The sequence below is a fragment of the Bacteroides sp. ET336 genome (genome assembly GCF_024733815.1).
Lineage (GTDB): Bacteria > Bacteroidota > Bacteroidia > Bacteroidales > Bacteroidaceae > Phocaeicola > Phocaeicola cellulolyticus.
In genome coordinates, this window is sequence record NZ_JANRHK010000016.1 from 55158 (window position 1) to 79458 (window position 24301).

Here is a 24301-nt window from a genome sequence, read left to right on the forward strand (position 1 = left end):
AAAACATAACAGATATGCAAAAAGGTAATATCGGGGTAACTACAGAAAACATATTCCCCATCATTAAAAAGTTCTTATACAGTGACCATGAAATTTTCTTGCGCGAACTTGTTTCAAACGCTGTTGACGCGACACAGAAGTTGAAGACTCTTGCTTCGAAAGGAGAATTCAAGGGTGAATTGGGAGACCTTACCATTAGAGTAAAAGCTGAAAACGACACTATCGTAATTTCAGACCGCGGACTTGGTCTTACTGCTGAAGAAATAGACAAATATATCAACCAGATTGCATTTTCAGGTGCAAATGACTTCCTAGCCAAATATAAAGACGATGCAAACGCAATCATCGGTCATTTCGGTTTAGGTTTCTACTCTGCTTTCATGGTAGCAAAGAAGGTGGAAATCGTAACCAAATCATACCAGGAAGGTGCACAGGCTGTAAAATGGACTTGTGACGGAAGTCCTGAGTTCACTCTTGAGGAAACTGAAAAGGCTGACCGTGGTACAGACATCATACTTTATGTCGATGATGACTGCAAGGAATTCCTTGAAGAAAACCGTCTGAAAGGATTGTTGAACAAATATTGCCGCTTCCTGGCTGTGCCTGTAGCATTCGGAAAGAAAAAAGAATGGAAAGACGGCAAGCAGGTGGATACTGACGAAGACAACATCATAAACGACACATGCCCTATATGGACAAAGAAGCCAAGCGAACTTAAGGACGAGGACTACAAGAAATTCTACAGAGACCTCTACCCTATGTCAGACGAGCCTTTGTTCTGGATACATTTGAATGTTGACTATCCGTTCAATCTGACTGGTGTACTCTACTTCCCGAAAATAAAGAGCAACATCGACTTGCAGAAAAACAAGATACAGTTATACTGCAATCAGGTTTATGTAACAGACTCGGTAGAAGGTATCGTTCCTGACTTCCTGACATTGCTTCACGGTGTAATCGATTCTCCGGATATTCCGCTTAACGTATCACGTTCGTACCTGCAGAGCGACTCTAACGTAAAGAAGATTTCTACATACATAACAAAGAAAGTTGCAGACAGACTTCAGTCAATCTTCAAGAACGACCGTAAAGAATTTGAAAACAAATGGGATGACCTGAAGATTTTCATCAACTACGGAATGTTGACTCAAGAGGACTTCTATTCTAAAGCTGACAAATTTGCACTCTTCAAAGATACAGAAGGCAAATATTACACTCAGGAAGAATACAAGACTCTTATCAGCGGAAACCAGACCGACAAAGATGGCAACCTGATTTACTTGTATGCAAACAACCGTGACGAGCAGTATGCTTATATCGATGCAGCCGTAAACAAAGGCTACAACGTACTGATGATGGACGGACAGCTTGATGTTCCGATGATAAACATGCTGGAACAGAAACTGGAAAAGAGCCGTTTCACACGTGTTGACAGCGATGTTATAGACCGTCTGATTGTAAAAGACGAACAGAAAGGCGAAGAGTTGAAAGAAGACAAGCGCAGCATACTTTCTACAGTATTCAGCGGTCAGATGCCAAAACTGCAGAAGACTGAATTCCATGTAGAAACTCAGGCTATGGGCGAAAACGGTTCTCCGATAATAATCACTCAGGCCGAATATATGCGCCGTATGAAGGAAATGGCAAATATTCAGCCGGGAATGAGCTTCTATGGAGAAATGCCTGATATGTACAGCCTTGTACTGAACAGCGACCATAAACTGATCAAACAGGTTTTGAGCGACACAGAAACAGCATGCGCCGAAAAATTGGTTCCTGTAGAATCTGAAATAGCTATACTGTCACTCAGAGAAAGCGAACTCCGTAAAGCTCACGAAGGCAAGAAAGATGAAGAAATCCCTGTTGCCGAAAAAGACGAGCTGAAAGATGTAGAAAAGAAACTTGATGAACAGAAAAATCAGAAAAACAGCATTTTGAATGAATATGCAGCCGGAAACAAAGTTGTACATCAGCTTATTGACCTGGCATTACTGCAGAACGGAATGCTGAAGGGTGAAGCTCTTACAAACTTCGTAAAGAGAAGCATCGAAATGATTTAATCCCAACATTATTAATATTTAGGGCTATGCCGTTATACCAAAATGGCATAGCCCTATTTTTCACCTTATAGATACAAATCGAAATGCATATTATATATGCATATTTAGCAACAAAGCACAGCGACTAACAGCCTGGGGAAACACCGGTCAGAGTAAACAAATGCGATTTTATGTCAAACAATAAAAAAATACGGATATAATTCGACTTAGATATAAAATTTGAGTATCTTTGATAATTGACAATTACGTAACACAATCATTACTTAAAGATGGTATGAAAAAAGCATTTGCACTAATATTATTTCTAATAATCCATATAAGTGGTTCAATATTCGCACAAAAAGTCGGATTGGTTCTTAGTGGTGGCGGTGCAAAGGGAATGACACATATAGGAATAATACGTGCTTTGGAAGAAAACAACATACCTATAGACTATATTACAGGAACATCTATGGGAGCCATTGTAGGCTCATTATATGCCATGGGCTATTCTCCTGATGATATGGAAAAAATGCTCAAATCGCCTGACTTCAAGAAATGGTACTCATCCGGAGGTATAGAAGAAGACTACATGTACTATTTCAAGATGAATCCTACCACACCGGAATTTATCAATATACATCTGTCTAATATGAAAATGGCAAAAAAGGTAAAACCACGTTTTTTGCCATCAAGCGTTGTCGATCCTATGCACATGAACATTGTATTCGTTGAATTATATGCTCAGGCAACAGCAAAGTGCAAAGGCAATTTCGACAATCTTTTCATTCCATTCAGATGTGTCGCTTCGGATGTGTATAACAAAAAAGCGCTCATAATGGACAAAGGAGACCTTGGAGATGCCGTAAGGGCATCAATGAGCTTTCCGGGAATGTTCAAACCTATTGAAATAGATTCTGTATTGGCATACGACGGAGGTATATATGACAATTTCCCCGTATCTACCATGATAAAAGACTTCCATCCGGATGTAATAATAGGCAGCGTAGTCAGCTCAAATCCAAGCAAGCCCAAGGAAGGCGACATCATGGGACAGCTGGAAAACATGATTATGCAAAAGACAGACTATTCTATTCCTGATTCATTAGGCATAATGATGACATTCAAATACACCGATGTAAGTTTAATGGATTTCGACAGATACGATGAACTACACGATATCGGTTATAACAGAACCATACAGTTAATGGATTCCATAAAACAAAGGATATCCAGAAGAACAAGCTACAGAATGCTTGAGAAAAAACGTATTGACTTCAAACGTGAGATGCCGGAATTCAAATTCAGAAAAATAATAATAAACGGCACCAACGAGCAGCAGAAAAAATATATTATACGAGGATTCCATGCAAAAGACAATGAAATCTTCAGTCTGGAAGACTTGAGAAAAGGATATTTCAGACTGTTATCAGACAATATGATTGAAGAAATATTGCCACATGCTCAATATGACTATAATGACAGCACATTTACACTTATACTGGATGTAAAAATAGCAGAAGATATATCATTAAGGATAGGCGGTAATGTAGGTTCAAACGGAGCGAACCAAATTTATTTGGGGGCATCATACCATAATCTTGGAAAATACTCCAAAGAGTTTGCCATCGAAGGACAGTTGGGACAGATATATAACAATCTACAGCTTACAGGAAAAATAGACCTGCAAACAGAAATTCCGACATCGTATAGAATGATAATGTCATTATCATCATTCGACTATAAGGGACAGACACAAAACTTCTTTAACCAGATAAACAGTCCTGTTTTCAATAAGAAAGACGAAAGGTTCCTGAAAGCATATATTAGTATGCCATTCCTGAGCAAACACAAAGCTGAATTTGGAATAGGCATAGCAAGTCTTTACGACCAATATTTCCAGACCAATGTAATAGATTTCACGAACAGCGCAAGAGATAAAAGCAAATACGAGATATTGGGAGGCTCCGTAGTAATGGAAGGAAACACCCTCGACAGCAAGCTTTATGCTGTAAACGGAAAAAGGGAAAGACTTGCGGCAAATATTTACTGGGGAACGGAAAGATTTGAACAAGGTACCGGAACCGACCCATACGACGGTAATTTCAAATATACTCAGGCATGGCTGCAGATTTCATACGAACTTGAAAAATACTTCCGTCTTGGGAAGAAAATATCATTAGGTTCTTATCTGCACGCTTATTACTCTTCACGCAACTTCAGCAATAACTATCGTGCCACCATGATGCAGGCAGGAGAATTCTCTCCTACTCCACACAGCAAGATCAGTTATAACGAAGCCTTCAGAGCCAACCAGTTTGCAGGTTTAGGAGTCATACCGGTTTATAAATTCAATAATATGGTACATGCCAGATTAGGCATATACGGCTTTGTTCCTTTCTTCCCAATATATTGCAATGAAACAAATAAGGCTACTTACGGCAAAATATTCAGCAAATTTGAATATATGGGAGATTTATCATTAGTCGTAAGATTGCCGTTCGGCTCTGTAAGTGCATATTTGAACTACTACAGCTCGCCAAATAAGAATTGGAATGCCGGAATTTCCCTAGGATGGCAGATTTTTGGAGAGAGATTCATGCAATAAACAAATATTTTTTATTTTTCTTCAAAAAAATCTCTCAAAAGCTTGCACAATTAAAAATAAAGGCATACCTTTGCACCCGTTAAAAAAAGATATGGCCGCGTAGCTCAACTGAATAGAGTAGCTGACTACGGATCAGCCGGTTACAGGTTTGAATCCTGTCGCGGTCACTCTTTAATTTTAACAAAAATATAGCATTGGCCGCGTAGCTCAACTGAATAGAGTAGCTGACTACGGATCAGCCGGTTACAGGTTTGAATCCTGTCGCGGTCACTCTTTAATTTTAACAAAAATATGGCTTTGGCCGCGTAGCTCAACTGAATAGAGTAGCTGACTACGGATCAGCCGGTTACAGGTTTGAATCCTGTCGCGGTCACAAAAAAAGACATCTTTAATAAGATGTCTTTTTTGTATATCTCCATTACAATAAAGGCTTATGAAAATTCAATATTAATGAATTGCTTCATAAGCCTTTATCAATTATCAGCGTTTCAAAAGTCCAATCTTAAAATTCAGTTTAAAATAATATACGCCATTTTCACGTTCAAGGTAGCCGTATTTATCTTTTTCTGTAGAACCTTTTTCCAGGCGTGTGTTATAATAAAGGAAATCGGCAAACACTTGTCTGTATGCTTTCTGATAACACAATACCTCACCTTCAGAAGTAACAAACATAAAACCGGAAATTGCCGATTCAGTGCCATTATACATCTTGGCAGGACGCATACCCATAGCCAGCGCCAAAAGCAACTCCTTTACCTTATATTCATAGTAGCCGTGCTTGTTTATCAGTTCATCCTTTATTTTAAGCGGATTAAGTTTCTTTATTTCTTCTGTAAGCTCGGAAACTTTTGTAATACCGTCAAGCCACATTATACGTACCATCTCCGCAAACATACGGCCTGCATGCAAGTCTATCAACGAAAGATTGCTTCTGAATATCTTGTCGGCAACATCATTATATTTTAATACGCCTCCAAGGCGTTCTATCATCAACATTCGTGTTGTCACGTCGTCCTCCTCGCCTTCCGCATTTATTTTATTAATTGTAGGCACTGCAAACTTGATACCAGTCTGTTCGAACTTGAAATTGGCAGAACGGCCACCATCCAACAAAGGCAACATTTTACCTCCCAGTCTGGAGCGCACACAAAATCCTACAAGAGGAGCATTTACATCATAGAAAGCCACAGAAAAATCCGTACGATCCTCTGTCTGCGCCTCAAGATTGAAAATAGCCACTTCATCAAGGAATTCCTCTACCCCATCAGGCGACATAACATCATTGCCTGAAGTATTTTTTATAGCTTCGCGGATGAGTTCAGCCACAGTTTCAAAATCCTCTCTTGGTATCTGCTTGTCGATGTTCTCGCCCTTAATTCTTATATAATCCTTCTCAATGATGTATTGACGCGTACCATCATGTTCCTCACGCTGTACCATTGCAACCGGTATCACATTCGTTTCATCAGGTTTCACATCAGGAGTTCCCGCAGAGACATTACCATCCGCCAGAATTCTAAAAAAAGCGTATAATTCGCCCCATTCTCTTTTTGTTGCTTCAAATGCCATATTAATCATTATTAATCCGTTACAAAGATACGGATATTTATTTAACTTTGCAGACATGAAACTAATATTCTATTCAGCGGATTTAAGTACAGAACTGGATTTGCCTTTTGCCACAGAAGGCATACGTGCAGGATTTCCCAGTCCGGCTCAGGACTATATGACAGACAGCATCGACTTAAACAAGGAACTGGTGCTACATCCTGCCACAACATTTTATGCCCGTGCCGTAGGCAATTCAATGACAGGCTTTGGAATATCAGATGGCGATCTTCTGGTAATAGACAAATCCATTGAGCCTGTTGACGGAGATATAGTAGTGGCATTTATCGATGGAGAATTCACTCTCAAAAAAATAATGAAAGATGAAAACGAATGCAATCTTTGGCTTGTTCCCGGTAATGAAGACTATCCTCCGATAAAAATTACAGAAGAAAATGATTTTATTGTATGGGGAGTACTCACATATAATATAAAGAGGCAGCTGATAAGGTCGAAAAGGAAAAGAGAATAGAAACAGGATCAATCCAGATGCACCTCAATTATATCATTTATGTTTGTTGTAAAACGTTTGGACACATGTTCCCTTTTAAGTCCCCATTTCATGTCATAACCTTGTACAGCAAGTCGCACGGTATTAAATCCATTTTTACGGTTAATCTCATCAATGGCTTTTGTCAATGAAGCCCTCTTTTCACGATCTACAACATCAAACAAATCCCCCTGTACGGCATTGTCGCTGCAAGTATTCCATACCACCACTCCGGCTTTTTTATAGTAATAGCATCTACCGTCGGTTTTCCAGTTTTCCCTCAACACTTTTACTGCCGTTGAAACAAGTTCCATCATATCATTTGTAGGGACGGGGAAATACACATTAAACTGCATATAATCACTTGGCAAGTCATTCCTGAACCTGCTTGTATATGCAAACACGCTCATAGCTCCACATACAGTACCATCTTCTTTAAGTTTTCTAGAGCATTGAGATGCAAAATTGGCAACAGCTTCTTCCATCAGACCAAGGTCACTAATTCCTTCGTCAGGAAAACTGCGACTTGTACATATAGACTTCTTATTAGGCAATTCCTCTATACTGATACAACTTTCTCCTCTCAATTCCTTCCATGTGCGTACACCTGTCACAGTCAATTCTCTTCTCACCCACGCCTCGGATTTCTGCACAAAATCCCATGCCGTCTCCACTCCTATGCTTTTCAGCCTTCTGGCTATCCTGCGTCCTATCCCCCACACATCGGCTATATCAAAAAGTTTCAGTGCCTTCTCTCTTTTTTCATCAGTATCAATCATACATACTGAATGATAGCCCTTATACTTTTTGGCAAATTTACTTGCCATTTTTGCCAAAGTTCTGGTAGGCGCAATTCCAAGAGATATAGGTATTCCTGTTCCTCTGGTAATATATTTCACTATATCATGCGCATATACAGAAAGTTCTTCCGGGTTTCCCATTCCTGACATATCCATGAAAGCCTCATCTATGGAATATATGTCCAGTTTTGGCGTACATGCCGACAGTAGCGTCATAACCCTGCGGCTCATATCGCCATACAGCACATAATTACTGCTGAATACAGCAACGCCATTATCCTCAAGCAATTGCCTGACCTGATAAAAAGGTGCCCCCATCTTTATACCTAATGCCTTTGCCTCATTACTGCGGGCTATCACACAACCGTCATTGTTTGACAGTACCACACAAGGAGTGTTCCTCAAATCAGGACGGAACACTCTCTCGCACGATACAAAGAAATTATTACAATCCACAAGGGCTATCATAGGCTACTGACAGATATATTAAATTTTAAATTCAGCGGTTACCGAACTTCCGCAACGTATTCCTTCAGGAAGAGTCACTTCATACTGTTTTCCATTTATTGTTATTGTAAGACTCTTTATGGCCGGATTCATAGTAGCCTCTGTAACAGAAATTCTATATTTCCCGTCTGTTTTCTGCACCATAACTGCAGCAGGCTCTGAAACCGACATTGACAAGCCCTTATATTTCAATCCTTTATTACCAGGATAGAAGACTGCCTGCACTACTGTTTTGTCCAGTGACCTAACAGCCTGCACCAACGTGTCATTACTCATAACCTCAAACGGCAATTTCCCTTCAGGAATTCCTTTACCGGCATATACCACATATCCGTATTTGTCATCTACTGGTTTACGTCCATGCTCTGCCCAAATTCTCAGAATATTCACGTTTTTAGGCATTGACGGTGTTATCTTATTGGAAGGATTAAGTTTCTTCCAGTCAGTAGGACGTGTTTCACATGATACAAATGCTTTATTGGTGAATTCAGGTAGGACAGTATAACAGAATTTTCCGGTCTGTGACAACCATACCGGATTTTTCATGTCTGACTTCAATACCACAGCTTCACCTTCGTTTACAGGACTTATCTTACCATTCTTTACAATACACACATCATTCTCCCATGCAGTCTGGTCAATGGTGGTGCGCAAATCACCTTCTATTTCAGGTTCCATATTGGTAAGTCCGGCACCTAAAGCCACAAAATAATCTCCCAGAATGAAATATCCTTTATAGACCTTAAAACCATAAAGCATTTCATTTTCAGCTTTACCGGCATCACCTTTGTCATTTACGCCTTTCTTTTCGGAGCCGTTCATTTTTTCAAAAATAATTCCTGCCACTCCATTCTCACCACCGTCTGTTGCTCCTGCCGCAAAGTTATGCTTACTGCAATACCCTCTCCAGTTTGTCACAGGAACAAGTCTATCCATTCCTTCTCTTGCAGTTACACCAGGCATGGCCGTCACATCCCAGCCTCCCATAACTTTGAAATACTCATCACCATCACGCTGGAACAACGTAGCTCCATCAGTAGGATAGAAATTATAATTATCCGCAAAAGCCGCACTTTCCAGACCATCCGTTCTGAATGAAGCCATATTTATATCTATATGATAATCTGAGTTTTTCTTTATAAGGTCATCGTTATTGAAAAACCATCTCACACCTTTATACATTCCGTCAGAATATCCATCCATGAAAATTCTGTTTGTCTTCACTTCCTTCTGTAATGCCATAAGTTCTTTCTGTTCTTCTGCACTAAAAGAAGAAAGCCAGTTTTTCACTACCCCATCCAACATTTTTGCATATGGGATACTTTTTTCATTTGGATTATAAACATATGACCCTCTATCAAGTCCTGGAAGTCTGTAACCTTTATAATAATACCAACTTCCCCCTCTGAAAAAGTTCATCAGGGCATCAGTGTTTGTTTTATCCAACTGTTGTGCCCATGGAGTACCACGCAGCATTGTAAGCATATTGAGTGCATTTGAAGCCCCGTCTATAGGATATCCCCAAACCAGGCACTGCATACCGTGTCCCCATCCCGCACCATCTGCTGTAAAGCCTTCTGTCCAGAACGACTCTTCGTAAGTCACCTGCGAAGTCATACTTATACTTCTCTGGCATACTTCAGCAAGCAAATCAACCATAGGAACAGAGCTATACATGGCTGCTACAGGCAACAACGAACGGTATGCCAAAGCATTGCCTCCAACCCACCACACGTGATTACGAAATCTCTCGATAGAAACCACATTATTATCTGTAGCATCATTTCTCAATGGTTGTGTCCATGCCTGAAGACCTACTACCTTCAACATATCACAGGCATCTGTCACCAAAGGACCGGCTTCTCCTTTTTCAGCCTTGTCCATCAAGTCAACCATTGCAAAATAAATATTTACAGCAGCAGTAGGAATAGCAAAACATGAAGCATGGAAACGCGGTTTGTCATTAGGACGTGAGATTTCCAGCATACCATAATGTTTTATTGCTTTCATTACCTTATCAGACAAAGCTTCTTCAGCGGGCAGGTATCCCATTCTGTAAGCGCTGCATATCTGAAAGATTCTTTCCAGCGCATCGCCTATAAAGATTCCCACCTTATCGTCCGATGTATTTGCAAAACCTTTATTATATGCATCGTTCTCCTCAAAAGCTTTTTCCGTCGCATCCATATCAGAAAATGTACCATTCCCGGTAAGCAAAGAAACATACTCGCGTGCCTTCACACCATCTTTCAAAACTTTCAACCTATAAGGATTCTCGTGAAAATAGCTGCGCAATCTTTTTATAGCCTCTGTTTTATCCGAACTGGCTTCAACAGATTCTACATTATAATATTTCTTATAATTCTCAAACGCCAGATTAATTTCACTTTGCTGGGCATATACCGAACATCCCCAAAAAACCGGTAATAATAAAAGATACTTTTTCATTGTATTTATTGATTTCTTGTTTGTCGAGCAAAGATATAAAAATATTATAAAAATAGATCTTCAAAAAGGCATATACAGCATTTTATTTCGTCACGAGCGCATATTTGCGTATTTTTTTTAACCAAGAACCTTTACTAAGCCGATAAATTACATAAAAAGACAACTATTTATTCATTTTTTTATTTTATATTTGCGCAATAAATTCAAATTATTAATATCATGGAAATTAAAAAGAATTTAGGATTGGCACTTTTGTCTGCTGCAGTACTAGCATCATGCAGCACAAAGCCTGAAAAGACTGAAAGTTTTATTGATGCCGAAATCAGCAACATGGTAGCACAGCATACCATTCAAACAGACATTATCGAAAAGAGCGGTAAGATTCTCAACCCTCGTACTCTTGACAAGAACGGAAATATTCACTATGTACCTATCGATGATTGGACAAGCGGATTCTTCCCTGGAAGTATGTGGTTGGACTACGATCTGACAAAAGACGAGAAATGGAAAAAACTTGCTGAGAAATATACTGAAGCTCTTGATTCAGTGAAATACCTTAAATGGCATCACGATGTAGGTTTCATGATAGGATGCAGCTACCTTACAGGATATAGAGTTGCAGACAAACCAGAATATGTTGACGTAATCGTTGAAGCAGCAAAATCACTTTCCACTCGTTTCCGTCCGGGAGCAGGTGTAATCCAGTCATGGGATGCTGACCGCGGATGGCAGGGTAAACGCGGATGGGAATGCCCGGTTATCATTGACAACATGATGAACCTTGAATTGCTTTTCGAAGCTACTAAACTATCCGGCGACTCTACATTCCACAAGATTGCGGTTTCTCACGCTGACCAGACAATGAAGAACCACTTCCGTCCTGACAACAGCTGCTACCACGTAGTTGACTACGCACTGAAAGACGGAGCTGTTCGCAGCCGCCAGACAGCACAGGGATACGCACACGAATCAGCATGGGCTCGCGGTCAGGCATGGGCTATCTACGGATACACTACATGCTACCGTTACACTCACGACAAGAAGTATCTTGACCAGGCAGAAAATACTCTTAACTTCTACCTCAATGACAAGAACCTTCCTGAGGACCTTATCCCATACTGGGACTTCGATGCTCCTAACATTCCTAACGAACCAAGAGACGCATCTGCTGCAGCATGTATAGCATCTGCATTGTACGAAATGGATGGCTATTGCCCGGGAAAGAACTATAAGGAACTTGCAGACAAGATTCTGACAAACCTTTCTTCTCCTAACTACAAAGCCAAAGTTGGTGAAAACGGTAATTTCATCCTTATGCACTCTGTAGGTAGTATTCCTCACGGACAGGAAATAGATGTTCCATTGAACTACGCCGACTACTACTATCAGGAAGCAATTGTTCGCAAACGTAATCTGGAGAACAACCAGCCATTACCATTTGTAGGAAAATAAATTACAAGAGAGAATAAGTTAATAATTAAAAATCAAATCGGGAGAATCCCGTAGAAATATCTGTATTGCTTTGGGATGAAAAAGAATCTCGACATCACTATACGCAATACAGATATTTTTTTCTTGAAACCATCAATCAAAGCTATAAAAATCATGAGAAATCTAATTCTTCCTCTTACCGGTCTGTCACTCTTTTCTGCCGGATGCGCACAAAAGCAGGAGCAGAAAACACCGGAAATGCCTAACGTAGTATATGTTTTCCCGGATCAGTACAGAAACATGGCTATGGGCTTCTGGAACGAACCGGAATTCAACAAGAACGTCAACTTCAAGGCTGACCCAGTACACACTCCAAACATAAACAGATTTGCCAAAGAATCACTCGTGCTTTCAAATGCCATGAGTAACTGTCCTTTGAGTAGTCCGCACCGTGGAAGTCTTCTCACAGGAATGTATCCTAACGAAAGTGGAGTACCTTTGAACTGTAACTCCAACCGTCCTATCAGCTCATTGCGCACAGACCTTGAATGTATAAGCGACGTTTACAGCAAGAACGGATACGACTGTGCATACTTCGGTAAACTGCACGCCGATTTTCCAACCCCTAATGATCCGGAAAACCCGGGCAAATATGTAGAAGAGAGAATACCTGCATGGGATGCATATACTCCTAAGGAAAGACGTCACGGATTCAACTACTGGTATTCTTACGGAACTTTCGACGTACACAAGAACCCGCATTATTGGGACAACGACGGAAAGAAACACGAGCCAAAAGAATGGTCGCCTATACACGAAGCGAAAGAAGTCGTTTCATATCTGAAAAATGAAAGAAACCAGCGCGACACAAGCAAACCGTTCTTCATAATGGTAGGTATGAATCCTCCTCACAGCCCATACCGTTCGCTTGACGACTGTATGGAAGAAGATTTCAATCTCTATAAGGACCAGCCTATTGACAGTCTGCTTATCCGTCCTAATGCCGACAAGAAACGTGAGAAATCCGAATCTGCAAGATATTACTTCGCATCCGTAACAGGTGTTGACCGTGCCTTCGGTATGATACTCGACTGCCTGAAAGAAATGGGATTAGACAAGAACACAATAGTAGTATTTACTTCCGACCACGGCGAGACCATGTGCAGCCAGTTTACCGATGATCCGAAGAACTCACCGTATGCAGAGTCAATGAATGTTCCTTTCATCATCAGATACCCGGGACACCTTCGCCCAAGAGTTGACAATCTGATGATTTCAACTCCTGACATCATGCCTACAATGCTGGCTATGTGTAACCTCGAAAAGTTCATCCCAGAAGGAATACACGGACATAACTACGCTCCACTCTTCAAAGAAGAAAACACAGAGACAATAGTACGTCCTGAAGGAGCCCTCTACATACAGAACATGGATGGAGAAAAAGACAAAGACGGAAAAGTAATAAGCTATTTTCCACGTTCTAGAGGTATAAAGACACACAAATATACTTTGGCACTCTACATCGACAGGGAAAACAAGCTTACAAAGACATTACTTTTCGATGATGAGAAAGACCCGTATCAGCTGAACAATCTTTCACTTGACGAGAACAAACAGGCAGTAGAAGAGCTTCTGGCACTTATGGGCAAACAACTGAAAGAAATAAACGACCCATGGTATAAGGAACAGATACTTTCCGACATGGTAAAATATTAATACCTATTATGTCCGGCTGCCTTAATCATTCTGATTATAAAGCAGTCGGATATTTTTATCATTTCTCATAATAAATTTAAAATGAAACGCATATTATCAATTCTTCCATCACTGGCCTTTGCCACCTGTGTCATGGCTGAAAACATTACAGTAGGCACAACGCAAGACCTCGTAAATGCTGCGGCAACAGTAAAACCCAGCGATACTATTCTATTGACCGACGGAACATACAGAGACCTACGTCTTACGGTAACTGCAGACGGAACAGGCGACAAGATGATAACCATAAAAGCCAAGAACCCGGGCAAAGCATATATCTCCGGCAATTCAGCAATCGAACTACGCGGAGATTACATCCACCTGTCGGGATTGTATTTCAAGGACGGCAGCAGGAATCCTAGCGAATGGAAAACTCACGGCCCTGGTATAGTAAGCATTTATGCCGACCATTGCGAAGTGTCAGACTGCCTGTTCTACGATTTCGATAACGCTAACTCATCATATATATCTACCAATCTCGACGAAACAGGCCATGTACCTCAATATTGCCATATACACCACTGTGCATTTGTAGGCAAAACAACCCAAGATCAGGTTATAAATCTTAATAACACCAAAAAGAAAACCCTTGAAGGAGAACCTGGAAAACCGATGTATCACCGCATCAGCTATTGCTATTTCTCCAATCCCCCAAAGAAAGGCAATGCCGGAGGCGGTATCAGAGTAGGCTACTGGCGCAAAGACTACGGAAGATGTCTGATAGACCACAACCTGTTTGAAAGACAAGACTCTGAAGCCGAGATTGTGACAAGCAAATCTATGGAGAATGTATATTTCGCCAATACATTCATCAACTGTCGCGGAACACTTAATTTCCGTCATGGCGACAAGCAGGTTGCCCTGAACAACATATTCATAGGATCAGACGAAATGTACGGTTATGGCGGCATGTACATCTGGGGCAGTAACCACATTATAGGCAATAATTTCTTTTATCTTCCTAAAACGATGAAAGACAGAGGATATGCAGGTATATATTTCAACTGTGGACCGAAAGCAAGCGAACACGCTCTGGCATACGATATGGTGGTAGTGAGCAATACTTTTATAGCTGTACAAGGAACAGCATTCAACCTTGCGCCTATGTATGACAGACGTCTGAAAGCCTTTGGAGATGCAGCAGAATTGCCTCACGACATAACATTTGTCAACAATTATATATCTTCCCACAACAAGACAAAGTCTATCTGGTACGAGGAAAAAGGCAACTCAGCCAATCAGAAATGGGAAGGCAATGTGTGTTCAGGCATAGATGTTACGGGCATAAAAGGCTGGGAGAACGGTACAGCACCAAAAGGCATCACCGCAGAAGAGTTAACAAGAATTCTTCCATACACATCTATCGAAGGAATAGACATGGATTTCGTAAAGGTACTCTCCACTCCTCTTCAGGACAAACCTCTGAACAAAAAGATTACCGGCCCTTCATGGTGTGACGAATACCCGGGCAATTATGCCGAAACGGGCATCTTCGCACAGTAAAATACAGTTCTGGTGGACACGGTCACTCCTTTCCTGCCAAGATATAGACAGGATGGAATTTCGAAGCAATGTTCTTCAACACACCGTTGTCCACCAGAAGTTTTATATACCTCGACGATTTTGACAAGTTGAATCCCGTCAGTTTCTCAAAATCCTTACGCTGCATATATTCATTTTCGGCAAAATAGCCTTGCAGTCTTTTCATCACTTCCTCATCAGTCATTTTCTCCGAGTGTCGCGACTTGTCTGTCACTCTCTGTAAGTTCGCTGTTTCAAATTTTTCCAGAAGTTCCTTTTCGGGAACAAATTTTATTCCCCTCACCCATACATCAACATCAGCCTTATTTTCCGAACCGGCTTCAGAATTACATCCAAGACTCAGACTGAAATACCCCAGCCCGTCAATATGTACCGAATAACCGTCGCTCAAAGCATTATACAGTTCGTCGCTTAAGGCTGTAAGCACCGCAACCACATCGGCAGGTGTAGCGGTACACTTCATTGTGATATACTCACGAATATTTTTTGTTGTAATGACGTCCTTAGTCACTACCTTGGCATGCAGTTTTTGACTGCCGTTTTCCTCATTGCCGGGATTCTCATATAAATCATATTCTATTTCCATAATTTAAAAAACTTTGTTTCGTTTCACATTTCCAGACGTCATTATTCGTCTGTCTCCACACGTTCGTGTCAAGATCTCCACACGCTCGTGTGGAGTACTGCGCACGCTCGTGTGGAGTACTCGACACGGCCGTGTGGAGGTAAAGATGCTTAAATTTTTCGAAACGACAAAACTAACGGATAAGTTATAGTTTACTGTAACAGTATTTGTCCGCATTCGGTCTATAAAACGGAGGGAAATATCGGGATAGTGAGAAAAACTTATTATTTTTGTAGAATATTCAGCAAACGGGGAAGTCCCTGAAACAAAATTGAAAAACAGTTATGGCAAAGAAAGCAATCAAAGAAAAAAGCATAGAAGAAACATTGTGGGAATCAGCAAACAAACTGAGAGGTTCCGTAGAACCATCGGAATACAAACATGTAGTATTAAGCCTTATATTCCTGAAATACGCAAACGACCGTTTTGAAGAACGTCGCAACGAACTTATTGCCGACGGCAAGGAAGCCTTCATAGACCAGGCAGTGTTCTACAACGCAAAGAACGTATTCTTCCTGAACGAAGTAAGCCGCTGGAGCTATATCATGGAGAATGCCAAACAGAACGACATAGCCATAAAGATAGACACTGCACTTTCCACAGTGGAAAAGGACAACCCCACTCTGAAAGGAGCTTTGCCAAGCAACTACTATTCCGGTCTTGGACTTGACCGTACCAAGCTGGCCGCCCTGCTTGACGAGATAAACAAGATAGATACACTTAAAGACCCTGAACACGACCTCATAGGCCGAGTATATGAATACTTTCTTGCCAAATTCGCCATAGCCGAAGGTAAGGGAAAAGGAGAATACTATACCCCAAAGACAATAGTCAACCTCATAGCCGAAATGATCGAGCCATACAGAGGAAAGATTTACGACCCGTGTTGTGGTTCTGGCGGCATGTTCGTACAGAGCATGAAATTCATCGAAGCCCATCACGGCAACAAGCGCGACATCTCCGTTTACGGTCAGGAATACACCAACACCACATATAAGCTGGCTAAAATGAACCTTGCCATCCGTGGTATAGCCAACAATTTGGGCGAACAGGCAGCCGATACATTCCACAACGACCAGCACAAGGACCTCAAAGCCGATTTCATAATGGCAAACCCTCCTTTCAACCAGAAATCATGGCGTGCCGACAATGAGCTCAAAGACGACCCACGCTGGCACGGCTACGACGTTCCTCCTACAAGCAATGCCAACTACGGATGGATATTGAACATTGTGTCCAAAATGTCAGCCAACGGCATGGCCGGTTTCCTCCTTGCCAATGGGGCATTAAGTGGCGACGGAACAGAGCTCAACATACGCCGCCAGCTGCTGAAGAACCACCTTGTGGAAGCGATAGTAATCCTTCCCCGCAATATGTTCTATTCCACCGACATCAGCGTAACACTATGGATATTGGCAGGCAACCGCAAGGCACGCACCGTAGAACAGAACGGCGAGCTTGTGAAATACCGCAACCGCGAGAATGAAGTTCTTTTCATCGACCTCCGTCAGTGGGGCGAACCGTTTGAGAAGAAGTACATCCAGTTCCCGGCTGACCATATATCCCAAATAGCCGAGAATTTCCATAACTGGCAGCGTGAAGGACATGAAAATACCTATAAGAATATCCCTGAATACTGCTATTCCGCCACACTCGACGAAATCGAGAAGAAAGGCTGGAGCCTTGTTCCAAGCAAATACATCGAATTCAAGAACCGAGATGAGGGTGTGGACTATGACACAAAGATGAAGGAACTGCAGGCAGAAATGAAAGAGCTGCTGCTTCAGGAAGAAGAAAGCAAGAAAGAATTGTTGAATCTGTTTAAGGAATTGGGATATGGAATTGAATAAAACGGATTATAAACGATTGGGGGATTATATCCGCGAGGTGGATGTGAGGAACAGAGATTTGAAGGTGACAAAACTTGTAGGCCTTACTATTGATAAAGCATTTATTCCTTCAGTCGCTAATGTAATAGGTACAGATCTATCCAATTATAAGGTTATACGCAAAAAACAATTTGCATGTAGTCTTATGCAGGTCAGCCGCGACCAGAAAATGCCTGTAGCTATGTTTAAAGAAGATGAGGCAATCATGTCTCCTGCTTATCCTATGTTCGAGGTAATAAATGAGAAGGTATTATTACCTGAATATTTAATGATGTGGTTTACACGAAAAGAATTTGATAGGGAAGCAAGCTTTTATGCCGTTGGAGGTGTTCGTGGTAGCCTGACATGGGAAGATTTTATGGATATGACCCTTCCCATCCCTCCTATCGAACGCCAACGAGAAATAGTTTCAGAATATGAAACCCTCTCCCGCCGTATTGAGCTAAACAACAAAATGATTTCCCGCCTTGAAGAAACAGCCCAAACCCTCTATAGCAAAATGTTTATAGATGGGATTGATAAAGAAAATTTACCGGATGGGTGGAGAATGGGAACATTAGGAGAGATTGTAGATGTGAATACAAACAATTATTCATCAAAAGAAAATTGGACATATTTGAAATATATAGACAGCAGTAGCGTTACAGAAAATATATTTGAAGAATATCAAATATTTAATAAATCAGATTTGATTCCGAGTAGAGCAAAAAGGAAAGTACAGAAAAATGATATATTATATTCAACAGTACGTCCAAATTTAAAACATTATGGCATTATAAAGGACAATACAGAAAATATTATAGTATCAACAGCTTTTGCCGTTATCAGATCAAAAGTTAATTATTTTTCCAATGACCTAATATATCTTTTACTAACAGACCCCAAAAATACAGAGATATTACAAGGTATTGCCGAAATGAGTAAAGCAACGTATCCTTCTATAACACCAGAAAATATTTTAAATTTAAAAATTAATATACCAAAACATATAGATAATGAAATAATATCAATTAATAAAAATATAAAGAAAATTTTTGATTATGTGTATTTATTACATCAAGAGAATAAAAATACTAAAAAATTACAATCTATTTTATCTACGAGAATGGGAAAATAAAACATTTATAAATACACATAGTTTTGATATATAAGTGCAATTAATTACTTTTGTGAAAGATTAAATATGATTTTTTACAGATGGAAAATAAAACATATATAGAAATAAAATCAGTTGGACCGATAAAGGATGTAAAAATCTTTCTCAACAAAATAAATCTGTTTATCGGACCTCAAAGCAGTGGTAAAAGTACAATTGCAAAAGTGATTAGTTTCTGCTACTGGTTGGAGAAAAATGCGTTAATGAATCAAGGAATACAGCATATTGGTAAAACATTCTTTGAAAATAAACTTATTGTTTTCCATAAGATGAGCAGTTATTTCAGTGAAGATTCATACCTGAAATATGAAGGAGAAGCCATTAGGTTTGAATATACTACGGAAAGTTTCAATATTGAAAAGACTGAAAATTTCGGTCAACTGAAAGTTGGCAAAATAGCTTATATTCCATCTGAAAGAAATATCATATCTCTACCGGGAATATCTTCTCTTCCTTTGCCGGAAAACAATATAAGGAGTTTCCTGTTCGACTGGCTGAATATTCACAACAAATACACAAAAGAGAATGCAGTTCCATTATTCGACCTCAAAATGAAATATTACTTTCAAGAAAGTTCGAATAAGGACATCATTGTATTGGAAAACAACAAAGAAATATCGCTTGACGAAGCTTCAAGCGGAGTGCAATCTGTGGTACCTCTCTATGTTTATCTTTATTATTATACAAAATGGATATACGATAATGAAGAGGATATCTCATTCGAGAAAAAAGAAAGAATAGAGAAGGCTTTGATAAAAAGATTCATGGACGAAACGACAGTTCATTTAGGCTTAAAGAACAATTTTACAGACGAAACATACGACAAGTTCTATAAAGCGGATTTTGCTAAAGAAGTCAGAGATACATTAATAAATCGTATATATAACGATTCGGATAAATTATTATCAGAAGTAAGAGATAATATAAGCAGACCTCATTTCTCAAATATAATAATAGAAGAACCGGAACAGAATCTGTTTCCACAGACACAGGTAACACTGATGTATGATATTCTGAAAAATATCAACAAAGACAGGGACAGTCTGGTTATAACGACTCATAGTCCGTATATTCTTTATGCGCTTAACAACTGTATGTTGGGATGGATAGTAAGAGAGAACGTTCCTGAAGAGGACGAGGAATGCATGGCACAGAAAGATTCATGGATAAACCCTGAGAATGTTTCTGTCTGGGAAATAAAGGATGGCAAGTTTACTCCGTACATGGACAGCGAGAACGGAACAATACAAGACAAAAACGGCCTGATAAGAAATAACTATTTTGACAGGATTATGAAAAACGTAATGGCCGACTTTAATTCTTTGATCGGTTACTGGGACGATTAAACGGTACGGATATGGACAAAATCTTTAACAAAGCCAAGACTTACTGCAGTGACTGCTACGTTGTGGACTATACCAACGAAACTAGCAGCAGACGTGGTGTTGAGATTCACACAGAGCAACCTGAAGATATAGCCTACTTTCATGTAAAAGATCCTAAGAAGATTGAATACTGGGGAATTAACTTTGAAGAACATCCGGCTTTTTTCAAAGGTGTGAGTCAATGCGAATGCATGTTCGCTTCAAAAAAATTCAACAAGAAAGGATGGGCGTGTTTGGTAGAACTTAAATATTGCCTGGAGAAAAATGTTGAATCAAATTCAGGAGCGGCATTCGCACAGTTGAACAACACTTTGGATTTTCTTAAGGAAAAAGGTGTTCTGGACTCTGACAATTATAGAATATATCTGAACATATCTATACCTGACCACAGCAACAAAGAACCTTTTCTTTCATTCATAAGTACGCAGGATGATGTACTGGACAAACTGAAGAATGAAAGAGTACAGGTATTAGGATATAATCAGGTTTTGATTCTCAACGAAGGATTTATAAAAGTTCCAAAACAGGAAATATGATATTTATTCCTATTGCCTGAATATAAACGATAAGATTATGACCCACTTCAACGAACATTCCTTAGAAATGGCTATAATGGAGCTGTTTCAGAATGAGGGATACATATATACTAATGGCGAAGAGATACACAAGGAAATGGACGATGTACTTCTTCGTGATGATCTGCGTATGTATTTGCGAAGCCGGTATTCTGCACAGGGAATAACACAGCTTGAAACGGAAAGTGTGATTGCAAAGCTGACTGCCGACAACGGATTTACGCTTTACGACAGGAATGTGGCTACTTATCGCCTCATGACGGAAGGATTTTCGCTGAAAAGGGAAGATGCAGGACAGCCGGATTTGTTTATCGAGCCTATAGACTTTGAGAATGAGGGAAATAACATTTTCCGTATAGTAAACCAACTGGAAATACAGGGTGAGGTAAAACGTATTCCTGACGGAATTGTATATATAAACGGGCTTCCTGTAGTGGTGCTGGAATTCAAGAGTGCAGTAAAGGAAGATACCACCATAATGGATGCTTACAGGCAACTGACTGTACGCTATCGTAGGGATATTCAGGAACTGTTCAAATATAACGCGTTCGTTGTGATAAGCGACGGGGTGAACAGCAAGTACGGTTCTCTGTTTACTCCATACGATTTCTTCTACGCATGGCGCAAGGTTAATGCCGACGACAAGGCAACGGACGGTATCAGTTCGCTGCTCACAATGGTACAGGGGCTTTTCAGAAAAGAAAGGCTGCTGAGTGTGATGAAAGATTTCGTATTTACACCGGATTCGTCGAAAAAGGAAGAGAAGATAGTTTGCCGCTATCCTCAGTTCTTCGCTACTCACAAACTGTTTGAGAATATCCGCAAACATTCCAAACTGAATGGCGGAGGAGACGGTAAGGGAGGTACTTATTTCGGAGCTACGGGGTGCGGAAAGAGTTATACTATGCTGTTCCTGACACGCATGCTGATGCGAAGCCGTGAATTTGCCAGTCCTACCATTCTGCTGATTACGGACAGAACGGACCTCGACACGCAGTTGGCGGCACAGTTCGGAAGGGCAAAGGCCTTTATTGGCGACGAGTGTGTGGTGGAAGTGGAAAGCCGCGCCAAGCTGAGGGAACATCTTTCAGGCAGGACAAGCGGCGGGGTGTTTCTGACTACTATACATAAATTCACCGAAGACACGCAACTGCTGTCCGACCGTGCAAACATTATCTGTATATCAGACGAGGCTCACCGCTCGCAGACAAATCTGAAACAGCAGTTACGCCAGACTGACAAAGGATTGAAACGCAGCTACGGCTTCGCCAAATATCTGCATGACTCATTGCCTAACGCCACTTACGTGGGATTTACAGGTACTCCGATAGACGCAACCATTGACGTGTTCGGTCAGGTGGTGGATACTTACACCATGACAGAATCTGTAGCAGACGACATTACCAGAAGAATAGTATATGAAGGCCGTGCCGCAAAGGTTCTGCTTGACAACGAGAAACTTCAGGAGATTGAGGACTACTACAAGCAGTGTGAGGAAGAAGGAGCCAACGAATATCAGATAGAGGCAAGCAAGAAGGCTGTCACAAAAATGGAACAGATATTGGGCGATCCTGACAGGCTTCAGGCTGTAGCGGAGGATTTTATAAAGCATTATGAAAACCGTATAGCCGAAGGAAGCACCGTTGAAGGTAAGGTCATGTTTGTTTGCTCAAACCGCACTATAGCATATAATCTGTACAAGAAAATTGTAGCCTTACGTCCTGAATGGGCAGAAATCCCCAAAGCTAAGGTAGTAAACTTAGGTACAGGCGACACTTCGCTGGAAATTGCGGCAGCCCCTATTACAGAATATGGCAAGAAACCTCTTCCTATAGAGAGAATCAAGCTGGTAATGACACGAAGCAAGGACGATGAAGAGGATTTATACAACCTGCTGGGCAATGACGAAGACAGAAAGAAACTCGACGTACAGTTTAAAGACCCGAAATCGAATTTCAAAATCGCTATTGTTGTGGACATGTGGATTACCGGATTCGATGTGCCGTGTCTGGACACTATGTATATAGACAAACCTTTGCAACAGCATACTCTGATACAGACCATTTCAAGAGTGAACCGTGTATATCCGGGAAAGGACAAGGGACTTGTAGTCGACTATATAGGTATAAAGAACAATATGAATACTGCCCTGAAGCGTTATGCTATGGGTGACGCGAATACAGACTCGGTGGAGAGTGTGGAACAGTCTGTCACAATGGTCAAAGACGAGCTGGACATACTGCGACGCATGTTCTCCGGATTCGACTATTCAAAATTTACAGAAGGTACTCCATTGGAGCAGCTGGACTGTCTGAACAAAGGAGCCGAATTTGCACAGGCTACAAAGGAAACCGAGAACAGGTTCATGGGACATACACAGAAAATGAAATCGGCATTCAATCTGTGTACCAACAGCGAAATGATTTCTAAAGAAGAGCGTGAGGATATACATTTCTTCTGCGGTGTGCGCTCAATCATCTATAAACTTACCAAAGGAGAAACACCCGATACGTCTCAAATGAACAGACGTGTAAGCAAAATGATAGAAGAGGCTTTACAATCGGACTATGTAGAGGAAATTATCCAGATAGGAAATGATAAGGAGAATCTGGATGTCCTGAGTGAGGCATACATGGAAAGGCTGGAGAAACTGAAGATGCCAAACACTAAAGTGAAACTGATGGAAAGACTGCTGAAAATGGTTATCGGCGACTTTTCAAAGGTTAACAAGAAGCAGGGTGTGGACTTCAGCAAAAGGCTTAACGCCTTAGTGGACAAGTATAATGACCGTAAGGACAGTGCTATTTTTGCTGACGAAGTTCTTACCGAAGTGGCAAGCCAGATGGCTAACTTGCTGAAGGAGATAAACAAGGAAAAACAATCGTTCAAGGAAATGGGTATATCGTACGAAGAAAAGGCTTTCTACGACATACTGAAAAGTATAGCCAGACAATTCGGATTTGAATATCCTGAAGAAAAACTCAAAATTCTTGCAGCGGAAATAAAAAAGATTGTTGACGACAAATCAAAATATACCGACTGGGCAGCACGTGACGATATAAAAGCCGAACTGAAAATGAATCTTATCTTGGTATTGGCTGAACACGGCTACCCTCCTGTCACAAACGATGAGGTCTTCAAGGAAATTTTCGAACAGGCAGAAAACTTCAAGAAATACAATAACGAATAAGGCTTTGCAAACCTTTTGCAAAACATTTTCAAATGCCATTTAAATACTGCTTAATCAGTGTTTAAATGGTATTTAAACAGAGCATAGAAAAATGCTTGTTTCTGTAAATGACTTTTATTTAGGCAGTCTGAATGTTTGCCGTAATCCAATTAAAATGTTCAACCTGATACTGTATCATTGTATCTTTATCGTAATGGAGCTAATGATACAAGCTTGGATGTTAATGATACAAGCTTAAGTGCCAATGATACAA

Annotated in this window: 15 protein-coding genes and 3 tRNA genes; 14 read left to right on the plus strand and 4 right to left on the minus strand. The window is 40.5% G+C overall.

Annotated elements, in window-relative coordinates; all coding sequences use genetic code 11:
- Nucleotides 1–14 precede the first annotated feature (14 nt).
- The 5 genes from htpG to NW213_RS13260 all read left to right on the plus strand — a co-directional run bounded on the left by htpG (nt 15) and on the right by NW213_RS13260 (nt 5020).
- Complete coding sequence (htpG, locus tag NW213_RS13240; protein WP_154042802.1) at nt 15–2060, plus strand: molecular chaperone HtpG; 2046 nt, start codon at nt 15–17, stop codon at nt 2058–2060.
- Nucleotides 2061–2334: 274 nt separating this feature from the next.
- Nucleotides 2335–4647 (plus strand): patatin-like phospholipase family protein, encoded by a 2313-nt coding sequence (locus NW213_RS13245; protein ID WP_258323066.1) that lies wholly within the window; start codon nt 2335–2337, stop codon nt 4645–4647.
- 93 nt (nt 4648–4740) lie between these two features.
- A tRNA-Arg gene (locus NW213_RS13250) sits at nt 4741–4814 on the plus strand.
- A gap of 29 nt (nt 4815–4843) precedes the next feature.
- Nucleotides 4844–4917 (plus strand) — tRNA-Arg (locus NW213_RS13255).
- Nucleotides 4918–4946: 29 nt separating this feature from the next.
- A tRNA-Arg gene (locus NW213_RS13260) sits at nt 4947–5020 on the plus strand.
- A 107-nt stretch (nt 5021–5127) separates the two neighbouring features.
- Here the strand turns inward: NW213_RS13260 and NW213_RS13265 are convergent.
- Nucleotides 5128–6216: an HpaII family restriction endonuclease gene (locus NW213_RS13265; RefSeq protein ID WP_258323067.1), complete on the minus strand. Its 1089-nt coding sequence runs from the start codon at nt 6214–6216 to the stop codon at nt 5128–5130.
- A gap of 55 nt (nt 6217–6271) precedes the next feature.
- Here NW213_RS13265 and NW213_RS13270 point away from each other — a divergent pair, with 55 nt between their 5' ends.
- A complete protein-coding gene (locus NW213_RS13270) occupies nt 6272–6727 on the plus strand; it encodes a LexA family transcriptional regulator (protein ID WP_154042805.1) in 456 nt (151 codons plus the stop codon).
- A gap of 8 nt (nt 6728–6735) precedes the next feature.
- On the opposite strand, the gene NW213_RS13275 is transcribed toward NW213_RS13270, so the two are convergent.
- Together NW213_RS13275 and NW213_RS13280 are read right to left on the minus strand one after the other, a co-directional pair.
- Entirely contained in the window at nt 6736–8013 is a 1278-nt protein-coding gene (locus NW213_RS13275; protein WP_258323068.1) for a Y-family DNA polymerase, read from the minus strand.
- 18 nt (nt 8014–8031) lie between these two features.
- Entirely contained in the window at nt 8032–10500 is a 2469-nt protein-coding gene (locus tag NW213_RS13280; protein ID WP_258323069.1) for a polysaccharide lyase family 8 super-sandwich domain-containing protein, read from the minus strand.
- A 219-nt stretch (nt 10501–10719) separates the two neighbouring features.
- Between NW213_RS13280 and NW213_RS13285 the strand changes: the two genes are divergently transcribed.
- The 3 genes from NW213_RS13285 (at nt 10720) to NW213_RS13295 (ending at nt 15189) form a co-directional block, all read left to right on the plus strand.
- Nucleotides 10720–11952, plus strand: coding sequence for a glycoside hydrolase family 88 protein (locus NW213_RS13285; protein ID WP_154042808.1), 1233 nt, complete (start codon nt 10720–10722; stop codon nt 11950–11952).
- 153 nt (nt 11953–12105) lie between these two features.
- Nucleotides 12106–13647 carry a sulfatase gene (locus tag NW213_RS13290; protein ID WP_154042809.1) on the plus strand — a complete coding sequence of 514 codons (1542 nt, stop codon included), beginning with the start codon at nt 12106–12108 and terminating at the stop codon, nt 13645–13647.
- Nucleotides 13648–13728: 81 nt separating this feature from the next.
- Nucleotides 13729–15189, plus strand: coding sequence for a chondroitinase-B domain-containing protein (locus NW213_RS13295; protein WP_258323070.1), 1461 nt, complete (start codon nt 13729–13731; stop codon nt 15187–15189).
- Between the two features lie 22 nt (nt 15190–15211).
- Here NW213_RS13295 and NW213_RS13300 read toward each other — a convergent pair whose 3' ends face one another.
- On the minus strand, nt 15212–15814 hold the full coding sequence (locus tag NW213_RS13300) for a hypothetical protein (RefSeq protein ID WP_258323071.1): 603 nt from the start codon (nt 15812–15814) through the stop codon (nt 15212–15214).
- 323 nt (nt 15815–16137) lie between these two features.
- Between NW213_RS13300 and NW213_RS13305 the strand changes: the two genes are divergently transcribed.
- The 5 genes from NW213_RS13305 (at nt 16138) to NW213_RS13325 (ending at nt 24048) form a co-directional block, all read left to right on the plus strand.
- Nucleotides 16138–17703, plus strand: coding sequence for a class I SAM-dependent DNA methyltransferase (locus NW213_RS13305; RefSeq protein ID WP_258323072.1), 1566 nt, complete (start codon nt 16138–16140; stop codon nt 17701–17703).
- Nucleotides 17690–18859 (plus strand): restriction endonuclease subunit S, encoded by a 1170-nt coding sequence (locus tag NW213_RS13310; RefSeq protein ID WP_258323073.1) that lies wholly within the window; start codon nt 17690–17692, stop codon nt 18857–18859. The genes NW213_RS13305 and NW213_RS13310 overlap by 14 nt, the downstream gene beginning before the upstream one ends.
- A gap of 80 nt (nt 18860–18939) precedes the next feature.
- Complete coding sequence (locus NW213_RS13315; RefSeq protein WP_204404992.1) at nt 18940–20244, plus strand: AAA family ATPase; 1305 nt, start codon at nt 18940–18942, stop codon at nt 20242–20244.
- A gap of 11 nt (nt 20245–20255) precedes the next feature.
- A complete protein-coding gene (locus NW213_RS13320; protein WP_204404991.1) occupies nt 20256–20819 on the plus strand; it encodes a hypothetical protein in 564 nt (187 codons plus the stop codon).
- Between the two features lie 37 nt (nt 20820–20856).
- Nucleotides 20857–24048 carry a type I restriction endonuclease subunit R gene (locus NW213_RS13325; protein ID WP_258323074.1) on the plus strand — a complete coding sequence of 1064 codons (3192 nt, stop codon included), beginning with the start codon at nt 20857–20859 and terminating at the stop codon, nt 24046–24048.
- Nucleotides 24049–24301: the final 253 nt, after the last annotated feature.